This is a genomic window from Chryseobacterium sp. 2VB (assembly GCF_005503635.1).
GTDB classification, from domain to species: domain Bacteria; phylum Bacteroidota; class Bacteroidia; order Flavobacteriales; family Weeksellaceae; genus Chryseobacterium; species Chryseobacterium cupriresistens.
This window is the reverse complement of the sequence record NZ_SCNC01000001.1, coordinates 285,909-307,509: the sequence shown is the minus strand read 5'-3', so window position 1 is coordinate 307,509 and position 21,601 is coordinate 285,909. Positions and strand designations below refer to the sequence as shown.

16 protein-coding genes and 1 pseudogene are annotated in these 21,601 nt (G+C 36.7%); 10 read left to right on the top strand and 7 right to left on the bottom strand.

The window, feature by feature from the left end; genetic code table 11:
- Nucleotides 1–159: 159 nt before the first annotated feature.
- Nucleotides 160–1,548: a 3-isopropylmalate dehydratase large subunit gene (gene leuC, locus FFS26_RS01370; RefSeq protein WP_110008825.1), complete on the bottom strand. Its 1,389-nt coding sequence runs from the start codon at nt 1,546–1,548 to the stop codon at nt 160–162.
- 30 nt (nt 1,549–1,578) lie between these two features.
- Nucleotides 1,579–2,742 (bottom strand): 2-isopropylmalate synthase, encoded by a 1,164-nt coding sequence (locus FFS26_RS01365; protein WP_110008824.1) that lies wholly within the window; start codon nt 2,740–2,742, stop codon nt 1,579–1,581.
- A gap of 148 nt (nt 2,743–2,890) precedes the next feature.
- Here FFS26_RS01365 and FFS26_RS01360 point away from each other — a divergent pair, with 148 nt between their 5' ends.
- The gene (locus FFS26_RS01360) at nt 2,891–4,435 is read left to right on the top strand and encodes a hypothetical protein (protein WP_110008823.1); all 1,545 of its coding nucleotides are present in this window, start codon (nt 2,891–2,893) and stop codon (nt 4,433–4,435) included.
- Nucleotides 4,436–4,723: 288 nt separating this feature from the next.
- On the opposite strand, the gene FFS26_RS01355 is transcribed toward FFS26_RS01360, so the two are convergent.
- On the bottom strand, nt 4,724–5,698 hold the full coding sequence (locus tag FFS26_RS01355) for a dipeptidase (protein WP_137904074.1): 975 nt from the start codon (nt 5,696–5,698) through the stop codon (nt 4,724–4,726).
- 242 nt (nt 5,699–5,940) lie between these two features.
- On the opposite strand from FFS26_RS01355, the gene thrS reads away from it, so the two are divergent.
- Complete coding sequence (gene thrS / locus FFS26_RS01350) at nt 5,941–7,860, top strand: threonine--tRNA ligase (protein ID WP_110008821.1); 1,920 nt, start codon at nt 5,941–5,943, stop codon at nt 7,858–7,860.
- Nucleotides 7,861–8,024: 164 nt separating this feature from the next.
- The gene (infC, locus tag FFS26_RS01345; RefSeq protein ID WP_027372223.1) at nt 8,025–8,525 is read left to right on the top strand and encodes a translation initiation factor IF-3; all 501 of its coding nucleotides are present in this window, start codon (nt 8,025–8,027) and stop codon (nt 8,523–8,525) included.
- A gap of 97 nt (nt 8,526–8,622) precedes the next feature.
- Here infC and FFS26_RS01340 read toward each other — a convergent pair whose 3' ends face one another.
- Nucleotides 8,623–9,186 (bottom strand): hypothetical protein, encoded by a 564-nt coding sequence (locus FFS26_RS01340; RefSeq protein WP_137904073.1) that lies wholly within the window; start codon nt 9,184–9,186, stop codon nt 8,623–8,625.
- A 158-nt stretch (nt 9,187–9,344) separates the two neighbouring features.
- Here FFS26_RS01340 and FFS26_RS01335 point away from each other — a divergent pair, with 158 nt between their 5' ends.
- Both FFS26_RS01335 and FFS26_RS01330 read left to right on the top strand, forming a co-directional pair.
- A complete protein-coding gene (locus tag FFS26_RS01335; RefSeq protein ID WP_137904072.1) occupies nt 9,345–10,418 on the top strand; it encodes a resolvase in 1,074 nt (357 codons plus the stop codon).
- A gap of 86 nt (nt 10,419–10,504) precedes the next feature.
- Nucleotides 10,505–11,071, top strand: coding sequence for a hypothetical protein (locus FFS26_RS01330; protein WP_120231060.1), 567 nt, complete (start codon nt 10,505–10,507; stop codon nt 11,069–11,071).
- A gap of 81 nt (nt 11,072–11,152) precedes the next feature.
- Here FFS26_RS01330 and FFS26_RS01325 read toward each other — a convergent pair whose 3' ends face one another.
- From FFS26_RS01325 to FFS26_RS01315, 3 genes are all read right to left on the bottom strand, one after another.
- On the bottom strand, nt 11,153–11,782 hold the full coding sequence (locus FFS26_RS01325) for a response regulator transcription factor (protein WP_137904071.1): 630 nt from the start codon (nt 11,780–11,782) through the stop codon (nt 11,153–11,155).
- A gap of 2 nt (nt 11,783–11,784) precedes the next feature.
- Nucleotides 11,785–13,992, bottom strand: coding sequence for an ATP-binding protein (locus tag FFS26_RS01320; protein ID WP_137904070.1), 2,208 nt, complete (start codon nt 13,990–13,992; stop codon nt 11,785–11,787).
- Nucleotides 13,993–14,053: 61 nt separating this feature from the next.
- The gene (locus tag FFS26_RS01315; RefSeq protein ID WP_137904069.1) at nt 14,054–16,519 is read right to left on the bottom strand and encodes a tetratricopeptide repeat protein; all 2,466 of its coding nucleotides are present in this window, start codon (nt 16,517–16,519) and stop codon (nt 14,054–14,056) included.
- A gap of 973 nt (nt 16,520–17,492) precedes the next feature.
- Between FFS26_RS01315 and FFS26_RS01305 the strand changes: the two genes are divergently transcribed.
- The 5 genes and pseudogenes from FFS26_RS01305 to FFS26_RS22875 form a co-directional block, all read left to right on the top strand.
- Nucleotides 17,493–18,314: an alpha/beta fold hydrolase gene (locus FFS26_RS01305; RefSeq protein ID WP_137904068.1), complete on the top strand. Its 822-nt coding sequence runs from the start codon at nt 17,493–17,495 to the stop codon at nt 18,312–18,314.
- A 231-nt stretch (nt 18,315–18,545) separates the two neighbouring features.
- Complete coding sequence (gene rpmI / locus FFS26_RS01300; RefSeq protein WP_034694453.1) at nt 18,546–18,743, top strand: 50S ribosomal protein L35; 198 nt, start codon at nt 18,546–18,548, stop codon at nt 18,741–18,743.
- A 117-nt stretch (nt 18,744–18,860) separates the two neighbouring features.
- Nucleotides 18,861–19,205, top strand: a complete 345-nt coding sequence (gene rplT, locus FFS26_RS01295; RefSeq protein WP_002979659.1) for a 50S ribosomal protein L20 — start codon at nt 18,861–18,863, stop codon at nt 19,203–19,205.
- A gap of 351 nt (nt 19,206–19,556) precedes the next feature.
- On the top strand, nt 19,557–20,738 hold the full coding sequence (locus FFS26_RS01290; protein WP_137904067.1) for a M28 family peptidase: 1,182 nt from the start codon (nt 19,557–19,559) through the stop codon (nt 20,736–20,738).
- A pseudogene (locus FFS26_RS22875) lies at nt 20,738–21,600 on the top strand (M28 family metallopeptidase); the annotation flags it as partial. The gene FFS26_RS01290 and the pseudogene FFS26_RS22875, both read left to right, overlap by 1 nt.
- Nucleotide 21,601 lies beyond the last annotated feature (1 nt).

Genomic DNA, 21,601 nt, shown 5'->3' with positions numbered 1-21,601 from the left:
AAGTTTTCTTTTTTACTTTTCAATTACTTAACTGAAGTTCACATAAGAATGAAAATCAAAGATTTTCAAAAAGCTTAAGTGTTCTTTTTCTACAAGCAAATGAAACCTTCTTCTTAGTTAAGTGTTATCATCTTTTGTGTCTTTGTGGTTAAATTCTTTTTAGTTTAAACTTTCAAAAGCTGAAATTTTACCCTCTATGGCTGCTTTTGCTGCAGTAAGCGGGCTGGCAAGAATTGTCCTTGAGCCTTGTCCCTGTCTGCCTTCAAAGTTTCTGTTGGAAGTGGAAACACAATATTCTCCTTCAGGGATTTTATCGTCATTCATTGCCAGACATGCCGAACACCCCGGCTGACGAATCTGAAATCCGGCATCACTGAATATTTTATCCAAACCTTCCTCATAAATCTGTTTAACCACCTGCTGAGATCCGGGAACAATCAGTGCTTTTACAGCCTCAGATTTGCTTTTCCCTTTAATGTACTGGGCTGCAGAACGGAAATCTTCTATTCTTGCATTGGTACAGCTACCTATGAACACATAATTAACCTTGATACTGTTAACTGCCTGCCCGGCTTCCAGTCCCATATATTGTAAAGCTTTTTCTTCGGATTCATTTTGCGGTGCCGGAATAACTTCACGGATTGAAATCCCCATTCCCGGATTAGTACCGTAGGTGATCATAGGATAAATATCTGCAGCATCAAAGCTGAGTTCCTGATCAAAAACAGCGCCTTCATCTGTTTTCAAGGTTTTCCAATAGGCTACTTTTTCATTCCAGTCTTCTCCTTCCGGAGCGAATTTTCTTCCCTGTACGTATTCAAAAGTGGTTTCATCCGGAGCAATCATTCCGCCTCTCGCACCCATTTCAATACTCATGTTGCAGACGGTCATTCTTCCTTCCATTGACATTTCCTCGAATACACTACCAGCATATTCACAAAAATATCCTGTCCCTCCGTCTGTTCCTATTTTTGAAATGATATAAAGAATAACATCTTTAGGCTGAACATTTTCGTTTAATTTGCCATTCACGGTAATTCTCATAGATTTCGGCTTGTTCAGCAATAAACACTGGCTGGCAAATACCTGAGCTACCTGGCTGGTCCCAATCCCAAAGGCAATTGATCCAAATGCCCCATGGGTAGAGGTATGGCTGTCACCACACACAATACTCATTCCCGGCTGGGTAATCCCTAATTCCGGAGCGATGATATGAACAATTCCCTGATATGGGTGTCCCAATCCGAAAAGTTCAATATTATTTTTTTTACAGTTTTCTGTAAGCTGTTCTACCTGATTTCTTGAAAGATCATCTTTAATAGGCTGATCCTGATGCAATGTAGGTACATTGTGATCCGCAGTCGCAACAATCTGTTCCGGTCTGAAGATTTCCAGATTTCTGGATTCAAGTTCTGCGAAGGCCTGAGGGCTGGTTACCTCATGAATAAGATGTTTGTCTATATAAATGATCTGAGGTCCGTCAGGAATGGTTTCTACCACATGGGCGTCCCATACTTTATCAAAAAGTGTCTTTTTACTGTTGTTCATTTTTTACTTTATCTTGATTTTAAATCAAACCTATCCTATTTTTCTGGCGAAAGAATCCATCATAACACTCAGATCATCGTTGTCTATTTCTTTTTTAAGATCAGCGATTTTCAAAAACTCCTGATACAGATAATCAAGTTCATTTTTGGTAACCTCATAACCGATATGTTTGAAACGGTAAGCCAATGCTGAACGTCCGCTTCTGGCAGTAAGAATGATTGAAGAGGCATTCACACCTACTTCTGCAGGATCTATGATTTCGTACGTTTCCCTGTTTTTAATCACTCCGTCCTGATGAATTCCTGAGCTGTGAGCAAAAGCATTAGCTCCTACAATAGCTTTGTTGGGCTGTACAGACATTCCCATCAGATCAGAAACCATGGCACTCATTTCATTCAGCATTCTGGAATTCACATCGGTATGCAGATTCAGATTTTTATGCTGTTTTAAAATCATGACAACTTCTTCCAGTGCTGTATTTCCTGCTCTTTCTCCCAATCCGTTGATCGTACATTCAATCTGGCGGGCTCCATTAATTGCTCCGGCAATAGAATTGGCAGTAGCCAGCCCCAGATCGTTATGGCAATGACATGAAAGCACTGCTTTTTCAATTCCCTTTACATTTTCTTTCAGATATTTTATTTTCTGACCATACTCTTCCGGCAGGCAATATCCTGTGGTGTCAGGAATATTCAGAACAGTTGCTCCTGCTTTGATCACTGCTTCACATACTCTTGCCAGATACTCATTATCAGTTCTTCCGGCATCTTCAGCATAAAATTCAACGTCTTCAACATATGTTTTCGCATATTTTACTGCTTCTGCTGCTCTTTCAATAATATCTTCTCTTGTTGAGTTGAATTTGTATTTAATATGAGAATCCGAAGTTCCGATTCCTGTGTGGATTCTCGGTTTCTTTGCCAACTTCAGCGCTTCTGCTGCTACATCAATATCTTTTTTGTTCGCTCTTGTGAGTCCGCATACCTTCGCATTTTTCACCAGTTTTGAAATTTCTGAAACCGATTCAAAATCGCCGGGGCTGGAAATCGGGAATCCTGCCTCGATAATATCAATCCCTAATTCATCAAGCCTTTCAGCAATAACCAGTTTTTGTTCCGTATTCAGTTTGCATCCCGGAACCTGCTCCCCATCTCTCAGTGTCGTATCAAAAATTTCGATTTTTTCGGAATTCATAAGTGAAGTTTTTTACTTAATTTTGGCTCAAAACTACAGCTTGCGATATTTTTTCTTTTTCACTTTTTCTGAAAATTACAATATTCAACAGCTTAGAAAACAATTGTATTTATTTGTTAATCAATAATTTAATCCCCCAAAATTTACAATGGCAGAATTGCAGAAAGATTTTTTGTTTGTATTGGTAAAGTCATTGACGACCTCTGAAAAAAGACAGTTTAAGCTCTACGTAAACCGCCTCGGAATTAACGTAGATGCCAAATTCTTATTGTTATTTTCTGAGATGGACAAGATGAAAGAATATGACGAAAGTATTATTATTGAGAAAAAAATATCTACAAAACAACAGCTTTCTAATCTTAAGGCTCATCTTTACAAGCAGATTTTGGTGAGTCTCCGTATGAACCCGAGTCATCAGAATTATAGAATCCAGCTTCGCGAACAGTTAGATTTCGCCAATATTCTGTATCAGAAAGGACTTTACAAGCAGGCTTTAAAAATATTGGATAAAACCAAACAGACAGCACTGGAACTGGATGAAAAAAGTATTGCTTCGGAGATCATCGATCTTGAAAAAGTAATTGAATCACAGTTTATTACACGAAGTATCGAAGGTCGTGCCGAAGAGCTTATCAAACAATCTCAGGAGATCAGCAAACAGAACCGTTATACCACAAAACTGTCTAATCTTTCTTTGAAATTATACAGTGAAATGCTGACCCATGGTTATGTAAAAAATGATGCAGACCGGCAGGAAGTTATGGATATTTTTAACGCAGAGATTAAAAGTATTAACCCTGAAAAACTGAATTTTACGGAGAAATTATGGTATTACAAAGCCCATGTCTGGAAAAACCAGCTTTTACAGGACTATAAATATACCTTGAAATATGCTTATCAGTGGGTAGATCTTTTTCATAAGAAGCCTGAAATGATCTACAGCCACCCGGTTTGGTATATCAAAGGGAATACGTATCTGCTGAAAATCCTCTTTTTATATGGAAATATTGATATTCTGGAGGAACATTTCCAGAACTTCAATACAATGGTACATGCCGAGAATTTTGTTCAGAATGAGAACCTGCAGTCCCTTATTTTCCTTACCCACTACAATACGCTGATGAATATTCACTTTGTAAAAGGTGAATTTTTTACAGGAACCAAGCTTATTCCTGAGGTAGAATTAAAAATGGAAAAGCTCAGAGAAAGGATCGATGAACACCATTTTATGATTCTCTACCTTAAAATGGCAGCTATGTTCTTTGGCAGTAAAATGTTTGAAAAATCGATTGAATATTCTATGAGAGTTATAGAATCCAAAGGAAATGTTCAGGAAGATCTGTTGTTCCATACCCGGATTCTGATCTTAATGGCTAAATATGAATCAGGGAATGATGAGGATTATGATGAGTTTACTGCGTCAACTTTAAAGTTTGCGAAGAAAATGAAAAAGCCGGAAGAATTCCATTTTGAAAGCATTCAGTTTTTCAAGAATCTTAATAATCAGGTGCCGGATCAGCGACAGAAAGCATTTGAAAATTTTGATAAAAAACTGGAAGAGTATGCCGGCAATGAATATTACCGCCGATCATTATTCTATATCGATATTCATGGATGGATTAAATCTAAAGTTCAGAATGTGGACGTAATTGAGATTATCAAGCAGAAAGTGAAGTATAAAAGAAAGCATTAAATAAGAATATATAAAAATATATTTTTCAATAATTTACAATATTTTATTTCATGTAAAATAAAACATCAAAAAAACATTTTTTAATATAATCTTTTATAGATTTAGGTATTAACAGGTCGCTCCTCCGGAGCTCTGATTTAAAACCAAATATTTTAACAGTTAGCTCCTATTGGGGCTGCTTATGATCCTGTCGGGATCTTCTGTTAGTAGAAAATGATGAAGTCCGTAAAAATAAAGCTCCGGAGGAGCGACCTGTTCATTATGCTGTGATGTAATCGGATGATGATTTTATTTATACATCTTCTTTATAAAATTCAATGCATTTCTATGACTGATTTTTTCCATCAGTTCATGTGAAAAACGCTTCTCAATTTCTTTATTGATAGCATTAAATGCAGATGCATCATCATATCCTTTAAAGAAAAATGGATGACGGGATTTATCAGGATGGTTTTTACAGAAGAAAAAATCGGCACCATACGCAACTGCATCTTCTCCGCCCAAATCAAGGCCATACTGAATATGTTCATATAACATTTCCGGATTTGTATCATCGACACAATTGCGGATAAAATTGAGTCCGATTAACCCTTTCCTTTTAATAACTTCTTTTGCCAGTTCATCGGGAAGATTTCTCTTTTTATCATGTACCTGTCTGTAGTTGGAATGGCTTGCGATAACAGGAATTTTGTAGTTTCTCTGATCAATATAATTAAGAATTCCGTAGGCAAGCTGATCACTTGTGTGAGCCAGATCAATAGCGATATTTTTTTCAGAAATATAATCCAGCAGAACTTTTCCGTCATCTTTCAACCCTACATCGGAATTATTTCCTCCTCCAAAGCGGTTTTCCGTATGATGGGTTATTCCAAGGTAAAGAATTCGTTGTGCCTTTTCAATGAGAGTTTCCAGATTTTTAAAACCAGTTTCCAAAGTATCGTCTTCGCCACAAAAGCAGGATGCGTTTTCAATAGAAGCAATAACTCCTACTTTATCGGTGTTTTCGGAATTTTTATAGTTTTCACCATCCAATAAGAAAAAATTTTCGTTTTGAAGGAGATCTGAAAATATTTCGCTCTGTTTTGCTCCGTAAGCAGTACTATCTTGCCCTGTCGCAGAGTATATAGCCATCACCTGAAGCTTTACATTTCCTTCTTTTAAATAAGGAAGTGAACAGCCAAGCTCTTTGTCATCAGTTAATGAGCCCGGCTCCAGTAAATAGCATAATAAATCGCAGTGAAGGTCAACATTTATAGCATTCATATTAATTATAATTAACTTGTTTTTAAAGACTTATAAATAGACTAAGTATCTTAATATTGGTATTATCATGAATAAAAAATCAAAGGTATTTTTCTATGAAAAACGAAATATGGAATTCAGTGAGACTAAAACCATCTGCATCTTTTACATTTTTAATATTAATTCTCATTCTAAATATATGCTAATATAGTATTTTATCTAAAAATTCCGTATTTTTGCATCTTAAAATTTCTTAGTAAACAATGATAAAAATTACACTTCCAGACAATAGTGTCAAAGAATTCGAGGGAGCAGTGACTCCCCTTGATGTGGCAAAATCTATAAGCGAGGGATTGGCTAGAAACACCATTTCCGCAATTGTTAATGACAAACAAGTAGAAACGACCACACCTATAACCACGGATTCTACGGTACAGCTTTTGACCTGGAATGATGATCTTGGAAAGAAGGCTTTCTGGCACTCTTCTGCCCACCTTCTGGCGCAGGCAATCCTTGAGTTTTATCCTGATGCTAAGTTGACCATCGGTCCTGCTATCGAAAGTGGATTCTACTATGATGTAGATTTCGGGGATGAAAGTCTATCTGAAAAAGATTTTGAGAAGATTGAGAAAAAGATCCTGGAAAATGCGAAGAAAGGCTCTACCTTCTCTTTATATCCGGTTTCTAAAGAAGAAGCCTTGAAGACGTATGCAGATAACCCTTACAAAGTGGAATTGATCTCTAATCTTAATGATGGAGAAATCACTTTTGTAACACACGATAACTTCACAGATTTATGTCGTGGTGGTCATATTCCGAATACAGGAATCGTAAAAGCGGTTAAAATATTAAATGCAGCAGGAGCTTACTGGAGAGGTAATGAAAAGAACCCGCAATTAACAAGAGTATATGGTATTTCTTTCCCTAAGCAGAAAGATCTTACAGAATATCTTGAAAGATTGGAAGAAGCCAAAAGAAGAGACCACAGAAAATTAGGTAAAGAACTTGGAATCTTCGCATTCTCTGAAAAAGTAGGTGCAGGTTTACCACTTTGGCTGCCAAAAGGTACTGCTTTAAGAAGAAAACTGGAGAATTTCCTTTCTGATGCTCAGAAAAAAGGAGGTTATGAATTCGTAATGTCTCCACACATCGGGGCAAAAGAATTATATGTAACTTCAGGACACTGGGACAAATATGGAGAAGACAGCTTCCAGCCGATTAAAACGCCGAACGAAGGAGAAGAATTCCTGTTGAAGCCAATGAATTGTCCTCACCACTGTGAAATTTACAAAACTTCACAATGGAGCTACAGAGACTTGCCAAAAAGATATGCAGAATTTGGTACGGTATACAGATATGAGCAAAGTGGAGAGCTTCACGGATTGACAAGAGTTCGTGGATTTACTCAGGATGATGCTCACCTTTTCTGTACTCCGGATCAGCTTTCTGAAGAATTTGAAAAAGTAATTGATCTTACGTTGTATGTATTCAAATCTTTAGGTTTTGAAGATTTTGTGACTCAGGTTTCATTAAGAGATCCTGAAAACAAGCAAAAGTATATCGGTTCTGATGAAAACTGGGAGAAAGCAGAAAGTGCGATCATCAATGCAGCTCAAAAGAAAGGTTTAAAAACAGTAGTAGAATACGGCGAAGCGGCATTCTATGGTCCTAAGCTTGACTTCATGGTGAAAGATGCTTTAGGAAGAAAATGGCAGTTAGGAACAATTCAGGTAGATTATAACTTACCGGAAAGATTTGATCTTCACTATATCGGAAATGATAATGAAAAACACAGACCGGTGATGATCCACAGAGCACCTTTCGGTTCTATGGAGCGTTTTATCGCTATTCTGCTGGAAAACACTGCAGGTGATTTCCCGTTATGGCTAAGCCCGGATCAGTTTATTATTCTACCAATCAGTGAAAAATATGTAGATTATTCAAAAAAAGTTTCACAATTTTTGGAAAATCACGATATTAGCGGTCAGATTGATGAAAGAAACGAGAAGACAGGTAAAAAGATCCGTGATGCTGAATTGAAGAAAATCCCTTTCATGCTTGTTGTAGGAGAAAATGAAGAGAAAGAAGGCACGATTTCTGTAAGAAGACGTGGTGAAGGAGATCTTGGAGCGATGAAGCTGGAGGATTTCGTTGCTTACTTCAAAAAAGAGGCAGCAATCTAAATTTTAAATAAAAAGATTGAAGGATTAAAAAATTAATAAAATCTTTCAATTTTAAATATTTAAATCAATTAAATTAAGTAATTAACCAATAAAATTATAATACAATAGCACAAAGATTTAACAACAGGGGCCCACAGAGACGTCCGGTACAAGAGGACGCTCACTTGATCAACGATAAAATTCGTGTGAGAGAGCTTCGTTTAGTGGGCGATAACGTAGAGCCAGGAATTTATCCAATTGACAAAGCAAGACAAATTGCGGCGGAACAAGAATTGGATTTAGTAGTAATTTCTGACAAGGCAGAACCATTTATTGCAAGAGTATTGGAATACAAGAAATTCTTATACGAGCAAAAGAAAAAACAGAAGGAACTTAAAGCCAAGCAGGTAAAAGTGGTGGTAAAAGAGATCCGTTTCGGACCTCAGACTGATGACCACGATTACGAATTCAAAAAGAAGCATGCTGAAAAATTCCTTGAAGAAGGTTCTAAATTAAAAACCTACGTATTTTTTAAAGGACGTTCGATTATCTTTAAGGACCAGGGAGAAATTTTGCTTTTAAAACTTGCTCAGGAACTTGAGCATGTGGGTAAAGTAGACCAGCTTCCTAAACTTGAAGGAAAAAGGATGATTATGATGATGAGTCCTAAAAAACCAGCAAAATAATTAAGTCATTATTTTATATAAAGAAACCTCAAATTACTTTGAGGTTTTTTTTATGCTAATGTTTTAAAAAAGATTGTGCCGGAGGCTACTCTGCTGTTTATCCTTCAAAATCCCCGCAATCATGCTCTGTGAAAAGGGGCAAAACTTTTTTGGTGGTAAAATATTTCGAAACTCTCTTGTTTTTTAACTCCAGCTTTTTACCTTCTATAACGAGTTCATAGACAGGTGCTTTATCTATTTGAGTTAAAATATAGGTTCTTTCCGGTGTTTTAAAAATCGTTTTGTTTCCTTCAGTAGTGTATGAAAAATCATCAATTTCAAAAGTGTCTTTTTCATCACAGACATTAGCCCATCTGATCTGCTTCTTTGTGATGGACAGGCTGGCCAGATCGCATGAATAACAGTTTCCTGAGAATTCTATCCCATATTTATCATGCACATTAGTGCTTTTACTATTCAATACGTCAATAGGAACCAGGGTTGAAAAATCATCGGGTATTTCTACTATTTCCGGATCATTCTTCACGGGTTCCGGTTGAGATGCTGCCACTTCTATTTGAGTTTCCGGAGAAGTATTGGTTTCTGCTTTTTTGTCTGCAGAAGGTGAACAGGACGCTAATAAAGCAGTCACCATTGAAAGGCTGATTATTAAGTTTTTCATTCTTATAAAGTAAATTACAATATTGGGGTTATCATTTTGTAAAATTCTCCAAAATCCATCGTTCAAAATATCCCTGTTTTCGGCCATTTATTCCCTATATCAGGTGGTTTTATTGACTATTGGTCTGAATACTGATACATTTGCGCAAAAATATAAAAATGAAAGTCGTCAATCAATTCTTTATATCATCCCTGGTAATTCTTGCAGGATGTAACCAGAAGGATAAAACATCAGAAACACATAATGTAAAAACTGAAGTAAAGCAGAAAACGGTAACATTTGCCGATTTCAAAAAAATACAAGGAGTTGACAATGTTCAGGAGGTACCGTTTCAATTATTTACCAAACTGGATTCTGTACAGTTTTTTACCGCTCCGAGTACAGATGCTGCCCATTTGAAAATACCATACAATAAACTCGATAATTATTATGGATTTGAAGAGTTTGAGGACTTCTATTCTATTCATTACAGCATTAATAATAACATTTCGAACAGTATTGAAGCGTTTGTCCTGAAGTCGGAATTCACACCGGCATACGAACTTACGTTAAATGGGGTTGACCTTTATGAGATCAGAAGCAGCACTTTTAGAGAATCTAGTGATTTTAAGAATAAATCTTTTAAGAAATTCGGAACCATCGTGGAGATTTCAGAACATGAATTTAAAGCCAGTTCAAAAAAACAAATCGGTGAACATTTGACAAAAAATCCCAATATACAACTGCAGGCAGAGAACTGGGTATATAAAGAAAACGGCAGAGAAGATGTAATTACGCAACATGAAAGTGTCTCTACCGAGACCGGACCGCTTGCCAATGAATATGTAGGAAGGTCAACCTATTTAAACCTGGAAGTATTCAAAGAAAATTCTGATGAAATTGCAGATTCCTACTATTCTTTTTACAGTTTAAAAAATGCAGTTATGTTTGAACTGAGTACCGAAGGTTATCCGCAAATTCTTCCTTCCAAAGGCTGGGTTACCTTCGTCTCATCCAATCATGATGTGGGGAGTAATTTTGTTATTTCCAGATACTTTCCTCAAACTAAGAAACAGGACAACCTTTTATATGTGAATTTCACCAACTTTAAAATAGCAGATGATAAAAAGGCTTTCTGGACCGATAATGACACTTTCTACGCAGAAGTCTACCCTCTTAATTCAGCTTCTGGAAATGGTAAAAAACAGAAAACGGCTTATATAAAAATCCAGTTAAAGGCTGATCTGTTTTAATTTGATGAGATAAAAACCCCTGAAATCAGCGAGTGTACAGGGAAATAAAGTCTAATATCTTTGCTGCAATTATTTAAAGAGATACAATGAAAAAATTAAGTTTGACCCTTCTTTTTTGTTTATTAAGTTTTATGACTTTTGCACAGTCGTTAAAAGTCGTTATTAAACAGGATGGAAAAGTAATTGAACCCGTGAATGATGTTTATGAACTGAAAAAATCTCCTTTTTTATTTGAAATCACGTCTTCCAATCTGGAAGGATTTTTAGTGGGTGCCACAACAAATAAAGACATCTATGCGGGAGCTTTGGGCGTTTTGAATACTGAGGTTCCATGGTTTCAGAATACAGGTATGGCCGAGGAGCTCTATAACAAGGATAAAGAAATGTTTCTGATGGATTCTGCACCTTCATACTGGTATTATACAGATGCAAAAGATCACAGATTTGATAAAAACCCTAAAGGCAATGCAAAGCAATGGACTGCAACCCGTACAATTACAAGATTTTATGATATCATGGTAGATCAGCCCATCAGTTTAAAAGATTTTGACGGCAGCGTTTTCATCCTGATGTATCAGCCGGTTTACAATGACGAATATGATTTAGTAGACAAAAAGAATCTGTTCCAGGCTGCGTTGAAATTTAAAGATTAACTGTACACACCCAAATTATTTGATTATATAAGAAAAAGGCTGCTTACATGATGTGAGCAGCCTTTTTTCGGGATGATTATTTTATTCGATAATCAAGCCGTATTCTATAGCTAATTTTATAGCTGAACTCAGGTTGGAGGTCTGAAATTTTTCGATAAGATTTTTGCGGTGGCTTTCTACCGTGTGCGGACTTATAAAAAGCTTTTCCGCCATTTGATTGGTAGTAAGCCCTTTTGCTGCTTCACCCAGAATTTCTTTTTCTCTTCGTGTCAGTTTCGGAACCTGACTTAATCCGTGTGTTGATTTTTTCTCCAGAACAGCTTTGGTTTGAGAGCATAAAAACCTGTTACCGCTATATACAGCATTAATTCCTTCGATAATTTCGGAAACTGAAGCATTTTTTTGAATATATCCCAAAGCCCCTTCAGCAAGAGTACTGTTGATGACGGGCAGTTCGTTATGAACACTAAGGATAATAATCTGAAGGCTGCTGTACTTTTTCTTTAAAGGTTTGATGAGTTCAATGCTGTTGGTATCTTCCAGATTAATGTCGAGCAGCAGAATGTCAACCGCCTGTTTTGCAAGGCCTGCATTCATTTCGGAGACACTTTTGAAACAATCTACGACATCTATTGTTTCGCTGTTGCCTAAAATATTTTTCAGTCCTTCCAATAGAAGCGGATGATCGTCGGTTATGGCTACTTTTATCATGTTTAATGAATAGGGATTTGAAGTTCTATACTGGTGCCAATATTTAATTCGGAGGTGATATTCATGGTTCCTTTTAAAAACTGGACTCTCAATTCTATATTGTGAAAACCTGCCGTTTTTCTAACGTCTAAATTGGTATGATCGAAACCTTTACCGTTATCCTCTACTGTAAGATTTATTAGGTTTTCTTCTTCGCTTACCTGAATGATAATTTCAGAAGTCTCGGCATGCTTTATCGCATTGTTGACCAGTTCCTGAATAATCCTGTAAATGATCAATTGCTTTTCCTTCGATATGGAATTGCTGTAATTGATAAACTCTGTATGGATTTCCAGAGCATAATTGGAAATTCGGGAAGCAAACTCCTGAATAGCCACTTCCAGACCGTATTTTGTTAATAAATCAGGCATTAGATTATGTGCCACCCTTCTCAGTTCTTCTACAGCACCATCGATCTGTTCAATTGATTTTGAAATTCCTTCTTCAATATTTTCGGATTGATGAGGATTTAAATAAGAAAGTTGATGCTTAGTTCCGGACAGCAAACCTCCCAATCCGTCATGGAGATCACGGGCGAGACGGCCACGCTCCTGCTCCTGCCCTTCAAGCAATGCAGTAAGGGTAGATATTTTCGAGTTTTGTTTTTCCTGTTCCATGGCTAAAGCATGCAGTTCGTCTCTTCGTTTAATAGACCTGGCACGCTGTTTATAGGCATACAGCAACAAGAGGATCAAAATAATGAAAAAGATAATAAAAAAAATGTAGTACGTATTGATCTTTTCCTTGAACGCCAGGAGTTTTTTAAAGGTATTAATATCGTTATTCTTCTGTTGGGTTTCCAGTTTTGCCAAACGAAGCTGCTGTTCTTTTTTCTCGGATTCAAGTTCTGAAAATTTCAGTCTTTCACGCTGGTTTTCTTCCACCAGTTTTAAGTTGTTATAAACCTGTTCACGCTGTGCACGCAAAATATTAATAAGCTTGATTTCCTGAGCTTTCTTGTCGCTTTCGAGCTGTAGCTTGATGTATTTCTGCTCCTGCCGTTCTTTATCAAACTGGGATTCTAATCTTTTGGTGATATCCAGTTTTTCCTGATCGTAAATGCTCTTGTATTGATCAACATAGCTTTTATAATAAGTCAGTGCTTCTTTATAATTGGCCTGCTCTTCACTAATTCTGGATAGAGATTCAAGGATAGACAGTTCTATCATATGATTTCTTACCGGGCTTTTCCCAATTTCCACGGAGGCTTTCAGAAAATAAGATTTGGCTAAATCATAATTTTTATCCTGCAATGCCAATTCTGCCAGAATTCCAAAGGAAGAAGCAATGTGAATAGCATCACCAATCTCCAGGCTCACTTTATTGGCTAACTGCGCATATTGCATAGCTTTATTACTGTCAAACCCAGTATATAAATTAGCTAAATTGATGGCAGCATATGAGAGGCTGTTTCTGCTAAGCATCGCATCTTTATTTTTATTAAAAGTAGCAATAGCCTGTAAATAATACTGTTCTGTTTTATTTCGAAACATTGTATTGGATGGCTCCTGTGTATATTTTTGTTCATATACGTAGCCCATCCGCATGTAAGCATCAAAGATAAGATTGGGATCATTTTGTTTGGAAGCTAACAATAGAAATTGTTTGCTGTATTTTTCTTCCAGCTGATATTCATTCAGGTCAGAATAAATGGCAGATAATTCCTTGGCTGCATTACCCAATCTTCCATATAGTGTGGAAGTGGTTGGTGAGTTTTCATAATATTCGATCGCTTTCAGGTAAGCAGCGACAGCATCGGTCGTTTTATTATTACGTACCAGAGTCCAGCCTTTTGCGTATTGTACATAACCTTTTGCTTCATTACTATTCGTTTTTAAGCTGTAGGCCTTTGCCATATCGAGGCTTTTTGAAGACTCCGCGGTTTTATTATCCAGCCGGTAATTCATGGCCTGCACCGCGTACAAAATTGTGGCATACTTTCCATCCGCCTGTCTTGCAGCAAGGGAAATATTAGTATCTAAAATCTGGTAAGATTTGGGCTTAAGATTATGAAAAAATAATGCTGTAGCGTACTTGGGAGCCAGGTTGAGCTGTTCTGCCGTATTGTTTGAGGCATGGCTGTATTCTCTTTCTAATTTGCTTAAAACATCCTGTGCCTGAACAAAAAACGGACAAATAAGTAAAGTAAATATAAGTAATAACCTGTGCATCAAACCCTTATCTTTATTAAATTGCATTCCATTAAGGAACGTAAATATAGGTAAATCCCTGCTAATCTGTTTCGAAACCATGCTTTTCAGCAAAAGCACTCCACTTCAGGTATTTCTTTTCATTTTTAAAGGCCGGATCTTCACCATAATAATACATCAAACGTTGAGTTGCATATTCGTAGGCACTGTAAATATTGGCCTGCTCATAATACTTAATGGCTTTCTTCAGATCCGTTTTTACTCCCATACCGTGTTCGTAGATAATGCCGTAATAAATCCCGGAATAAGATTGATCATAGTCTTTTTTTAAGTACACCAAAAGGTTTTTATAGTCTCTTAACTGGTAATAGATTTCTGAGATTTTATCGTAATTGTAGGCGTATTTTTTCTCAGCTTTCTGATAAAAATCCAAAGCTTTATTGTAATCCTGCTTCACGTGTTGTCCAAAATAATAGAGATCACCCAGGTTGACAAGAGCCATTTCGTCACTAAGCTCAGCACTCTTTTCATAGGCCTCAATTGCTTTTTTGATATTAAAAGAATACCCTATTCCGTTGTGGTATAAAGCACCGATATTGTTCCAGGCTACAGGATGGTTTCGTTGTGCTGCTTTTTCGTAATATGCAATGCCTCTTTGCGGATCAAATAATGATTCTATTTCAGGATCCGTAAGCAGTAGCCCTATTTCTACCAGGCTATCCATGTCACCCTTTTGGGCAGATAACTCAAAAAGACGAAGTGCTTCGTGGTAATTCTGGTTTTTCTTTTCGTCAAAAGCCATTTTTTTAATCGTTCCAACCTCCATAAATTGTTCGGCGTTCTTACCCGTCTGGCTTTTCCAACGGTTATAAAAGGAAGTAAAGTATTCCAGATCTTTTCCCCGGAATGAATACCGGTCCAGATAAACGGCACCATATTCGGAAGCCTCTACCCGGTGAATGCTTCTGTCTTCATGCATCCTCAACATATTTTCACCCTGATACAGAAACAATAAACCTTCTTCTGTTCTGTAATTCAAAGGATTGGAAATATAATCATACAATTGGGCTGACAGACCATTCTCAAAATCGAAAAATTGATACCCTTCATTTTTTTGAACCGATAAAAATCCATTTTCCAGATAGTGAATCTGCTTAATTTCCGGCTGGGGAATGATTAACCAATTGCCATTACCTGCATCAAAAAGTCCTGATCCTACGTTGGTTTCCAGGATAAAGACATTATTTCTATATCTATTGGATTCTGCTTTTACTTTACTAACAGATTCATTTTCCAGCAGAAACTGGTGTTTTAAAGCATGATAGATCTTCCAGCTTTTGTCTTTGCGAACAGCAAGAGTTTCATAATTATCAATTAAGATCATCTGATCTGCTTCGTCTATAATGAGGCGGCCTTTCTCGTCAATCAATCTGCCTTTCTTGTCAAATTTGTTCGGCTTGACCCAGAAACAGGTACTTGCTTTTGAGATGCTGCCTTCTAAAAAGTCTCCGAGATAGTTTCCTTCTTTCGTATAATATTTTCGTTTGCCGGTACCTTTTTGTCTGGTGAAAAATAATTCAGGGAAATAATCATATTCATAAGGGTTTTCGCTTTCAACAGGGATAACCAGTCCGTTTTCATCGCTGTAAACTCCGAATTTGCCGTCTTTTTCTACCCCAAAGAATCCATAGGCTGTTCTTTCAATGGCATCATATTCCGCAGGAATCATCCAGGTGTTTGAATAGATTTTTAAAATCCCTGATTTGCCATTCACCTTTACTTCGCCTAAAGGTTCCTGCCCAAAATCGAATACGTCAAAAGCATCTTCATATACCGGAGAAACCCATTCTTTTCCGTCACTTTGCAGGTAACCGAACAAAGCCCCTTTTTGAATTACCGATATATTGTAGTAATCATCTGCTTCAAAAATATCGTCATAAACCGCAGGAGCTAAAACAGCACCTTTTGCATCTTTAAGGCCGAATTTCCCGTTCTCTTCAAATACAGAAGATGCCGCTTTTTTATAGGCAAGCTCTTCAAAATATCCTAATCCGTAATTAATCCAGCCGGTTTCTAAAATTTCAAGAAATGAGGAATACCCTGTCTGTGAGAACAAGGCATCCAGCAGCGAAAGATTGCGGGCTTTAACAGCCTTTTTATACAGCTTGCTTTTCTGCTGAATTTCTACCAGCCATTCCTTTGCCTGTACCGTATGTTCTTCTTCGTTCATATTGAAAACATCTGTTGCATTCAATACAAAAGTGTCGTAAGGTAAAGCTTCCAGAAACTCGAACATTTTATTAACGGGTTCGTAATAAGCTTTCTTGTAATGCAGCTGATAAGTATCTGCCAGCAGATTGAAAAAATAACGCAGCTGAACAATTCCCTGGTTTTTATCGGAGAAAAATTCAACACCTTCCACTTTGATATCTTCTGCCAGCAGAGGATACAGCAATAATGGAATTTCATAATTCCACTCGCCCAGATAGGTATCGAATGTCTGATTTGTTTTTTGATCGTAATTGTATAAATAAATCCGGTGTGCCATTCATTCAATTTTAACATATCGGAAAGCATTACAGCATTCCCTGTTACCTAAGGTTACCTCCCGAGTAGCTGCAAATTACAAATATACGCAGCAATATTACTTTTACAGCTTCTTCCTCACTCCATTGTATCTGGCTAGTGTTTTTACCCATAGTTTTTTAAGTGTTTATTCGAAATAAGAATTTATCGTTGAATCGGGTGTGAAAAAGAAAGCTATAAAAGTTATAAATTATTGTTTATCAAAAAGATATTTAGCCTTTTTATCTTTACTATATTTTAGGCCAAAGATAAAAATAGAGACAGTATAAAAACATCCCTGATATCAGTGGTTTTTAATTTAGTCTGTTTCATAATATAATGCATCGCATCTTCTTTATGGCCTGTAGGTTTCGGCCTGTTCAAACAGAATCATGTAACAATAAAATGCAGTTAAAACTACTCCGATAAGGCCAGAAATAAGAAATATAAGAAGGTAATACACGGCTTTTTTATCTTTCTTTTGTATAAAATTGATAATGAAAGTAATCAGCGTGCACAGGAATCCTGCTCCAAAAAATATAATTAAGACAGCAAAAAATAAAGCTCTTTCCAGGTGTAAGTCTGCAGATGAAAGCATAAGGGTCTAAATTTACAGGTTAACAATAAGTTCAGCAGGTTCGACTGAACATAGAAATGATCAAACCTGCCTGAATTGTATGTTTCATATTCATCGTCAATATTAGAGAGAACAGTCAAATACTGCAATCCCTATTATCAGGTATATTGTATGTTGCCTTACTTTTTTGAGTGTTTTTCTTTATAACAAAAGGATTTTCAATTCATTTGCTCTTTGAAGAGTGTTGACAATACATTACTATTGTTAACAAATTTTTAATCAATTATTATCTTAGATCAAGGTATTCTGAAGATTTTCTATCTACATTTGTGATTATAAAAATCAAGCACACTATTTATTAATATTAAAAAAAGAAACAATGAGCACATTTACATTAAAAGACGGAACAGAAATTTATTACAAAGATTGGGGGAAAGGACAGCCGGTTTTCTTTCACCACGGATGGCCATTATCGAGTGATGACTGGGATGCACAAATGTTCTTCTTTTTAGAACAGGGCTACAGAGTAATTGCTCATGACAGAAGAGGCCACGGAAGATCCGAACAGACTCCTTACGGACATGATATGGATACTTATGCTTCTGATGTGGCAGAAATTGTTAAAGCTCTGGACTTAAAAGATGTGATTCATGTAGGACATTCTACAGGCGGTGGTGAAGTAATCCGATATGTAGCAAAGCATGGTAACGGAAGAGTGGCAAAAGCTGTCCTGGTAAGTGCGGTAACTCCTATTATGGTTCAGAATGAGAATAACCCGAATGGAGTTCCTATTTCCGTTTTTGATGATATCCGAAACAATACCGCAAAACACAGACAGCAATTCTTCATCGATATTACCTTCCCTTTTTATGGGTACAACAGAGAAGGAGCCAAAGTTTCAGAAGGAATCCAGAGAAACTGGTGGAGACAAGGTATGAATGGTTCTATCAAAGCACATTATGATTGTGTGAAAGCATTCTCTGAGACAGATTTCACCGAGGATCTTAAAAGCGTAGAAGTTCCGGTATTGGTAATGCATGGCGAAGATGATCAGATTGTACCTTTTGAAACAACAGGCAAGGTAGCTGCTACCCTTCTTAAAAACGGGAAACTGATTTCCTATCCCGGATTCCCGCACGGAATGCCAACTACAGAGGCTGAAACCATCAACAGAGATCTTCTGGAGTTTTTTAAATCATAATAAGAATAAGAACATCATTACGTCTTTATGAACGTATAGCATTGAAGGCAAATCCGTATTGATATGGGGTTTGCCTTTATAATTCAACCCAAAAGACCTTCCTGTTGATATACATTAAAAATTCCTTTCGTGTATCACTTTTTTTTCGTAATTTTGCACACTATTATTCCTAATGTCTTTAGGAGTAGCCAAAACAGATATTGATAACAAAAACAATAAAAAAGCAAAACAATGCCAAAATTAAAAACGAAATCAGGTGCTAAGAAACGTTTTGCTCTTACCGGAACAGGTAAGATCAAAAGAAAAAACGCTTACAAAAGCCACATCTTAACTAAGAAAGAAACTAAGCAGAAGAGAAATCTTACGTCTACTTCTTACGTAGCTAAAGTGGATGAGAAAAGCGTTCAACGTCAATTAGCAATTAAGTAGTTTTTATAAATCTATATTCGGTTTATAAGAATTCAAACAAATTCACAATTTTAACCCTGAAACGGTGCAAATAAGAGCAATAACACTGCCGCCCTTTTCAAAAAAACAATTTAAATTATGCCAAGATCAGTAAATGCCGTAGCTTCAAGAGCTCGCAGAAAGAAAATTTTTAAGCACGCTAAAGGTTATTTCGGAAGAAGAAAGAACGTTTGGACTGTAGCTAAAAACGCGGTAGAAAAAGCAATGCAATATGCTTACCGTGGTAGAAAAGAGAAAAAGAGAAATTTCAGAGCACTTTGGATCACTCGTATCAACGCGGGAACCAGAGAGCACGGAATGTCTTACTCTCAATTTATGGGAGCTCTTAAAAAGAACAACATCGAACTTAACAGAAAAGTTTTAGCAGATTTAGCAATGAATCACCCTGAAGCTTTCAAAGCTGTTGTAGATCAAGTAAAATAATGTAGAATAGATTTTGTTATCAATATAAGTCCCGGGTTTTCCCGGGATTTTTTTGTTATATACTTTTCAATTTCTTATATGGTAAATTCCATTCTAATTGCCATATCAACAGTAAACTTTATGAGTTAGAATTCACAAAAGATGAATTTATCATTAAACATATTCAATAATAAAGAAAAATTTACCTAAATTTTATTTATTTAGTGAATTTTAATCTATCACAATAATAAATTTAATAAAAAGATAAATTATTATTGATAAATCAAACAAATAAGCGCTATTCTAGTTAATAATTAACAATAAATGATGATTTATTGCTATATTAGCAATCTCTAAAGAAAGTATCAAAAAATGAAAAAAGTTGCAGCTTTTTTGCTCACATCCATTGCACTGCAGAATATAAGTGCACAAAGTTTTATTCAGGCTTATAAGGACAGAGCAGATATGGTTACCCAAACCAATATTAGTACAAACCTTCAGGAATTTGCGGGATTTGGGATTAAAAAAACAGGTACAACAGCTAATAACAATGCTTTGAACTGGCTTAAAAACAAATATCTTTCCTACGGATATACTGTCAACAATATGTCTGAAGATAGTTTTACCTACGGAAGCAGCACTTCAAAAAATTTAATTATTACCAAGACAGGAACAGTATACCCCAACAAATATGTTATTATCTGTGGACATTACGATACGATTGTAGGTCCCGGGGTAAGTGACAATGGCAGCGGTACCTCCATTATTCTGGAAGCCGCGAGAATATTAAAAAATGTTCCCACGGAATATTCTATCAAATTTATTCATTTTTCCGGGGAAGAACAAGGTCTTGTAGGCAGCAACCATTATGTCAATAACGTAGCTTACCAGAATGGCAGTCAGGTTCTGGATATAAAACTGGTTTTAAATATTGACCAGGTAGGTGGTCTTCTTGGAAATAACAACAATACCATTACCTGCGAACGGGATACCGGTGGGGTGTCTTCCAATAATGCAGCTTCTACAGCTGTAACGCAGGAACTGATGAACTGCACTACCCTTTACTCACCTCTTCAGACCAATCTTTCGTATGCTTACAGCTCCGATTATATGCCTTTTGAAGCAAAAGGATATACCATTACCGGGTTTTATGAAACCATCCAAAGTAATAATGAGCATACCGTAAGTGATACTTTTGCCAATCTGGATCCTGTATATGTTTTCAACGTAGGAAAAGCAGCCGTGGGAGCTTTGCAGCATTTTGCTGTTGCCTCTACATCCAGTAACCTGTTAAGTACCAACGAAACATCTTCGCAAAAATCAGGTGAAGCCATCAGGATCTATCCAAATCCGGCTAAAGATCTTGTGACTGTGGAATTTCAGGAAAAAGTAAAACACTTTAAAGTTGAAGTTAACGACATGGCAGGAAATACTGTTTTAAACCTTGAAAATCAGGAAAAAATAAATACATCAGGGTTAACAAACGGGGTTTATACTTTTACCATTAAAACCGATAAAGGAAATACCACAAAAAAAATTATCATTAATCAATAATGTCTGACGGATATTCCGCATCTGTTGCATTCAGGAATATTCAGCATTACTTTCATCAAATGAAGAAAATCACTACTTTTTTATTGGCTTCTGCTGCTTTTCAAATTATTGGAGCCCAAAGTTTTATTCAGGCTTATCAGGACAGAGCTGATATGGTAAATCAAACCAATATTACCACTTACCTTCAGGAATTTGCTAATCTAGGGGTGAAAACCACGGGTTCACCAGCTAATGCCAATGCATTGACATGGCTCAAAAACAAGTACCTTTCTTACGGATATACAGCAAGCCAGATAGCAGAAGATCCTTTCACTGCAGGAAGTTATAATTCTAAAAACCTTGTTATTACCAAAACAGGAACGGTATACCCCAATAAATACGTAATCATCTGCGGACATTTCGACAGTATTACCGGCTTAGGAATCAATGATAACGGAAGCGGAACGTCTATTATTCTTGAAGCAGCAAGAATTCTGAAAGATGTTCCGACTGAATATTCTATAAAATTCATTCACTTCTCGGGGAAGAGCAAGGACTTCTGGGAAGCAAACATTATGTAAACAATGTAGCGTATCAGAGCGGCACCCGTGTTCTGGATATTAAACTTGTTTTTAATCTCGACCAGGTAGGTGGTGTTATGGGAAATAACAACAATACCGTTTACTGTGATGAAGATCAGGGCGGACTTTCTTCCAATAATGCCGCTTCGGCTGCTGTAACTCAGGAACTGAGAAACTGTACAGCGCTCTACTCTCCTCTTCTGACTGCCGTAGATCCGGCTGCTGATACGGATTATATTCCTTTTGAACAAAAAGGTGAAGTGATCACAGGCTTTTTTGAAAGAATAAGAAGTACCTATCCGC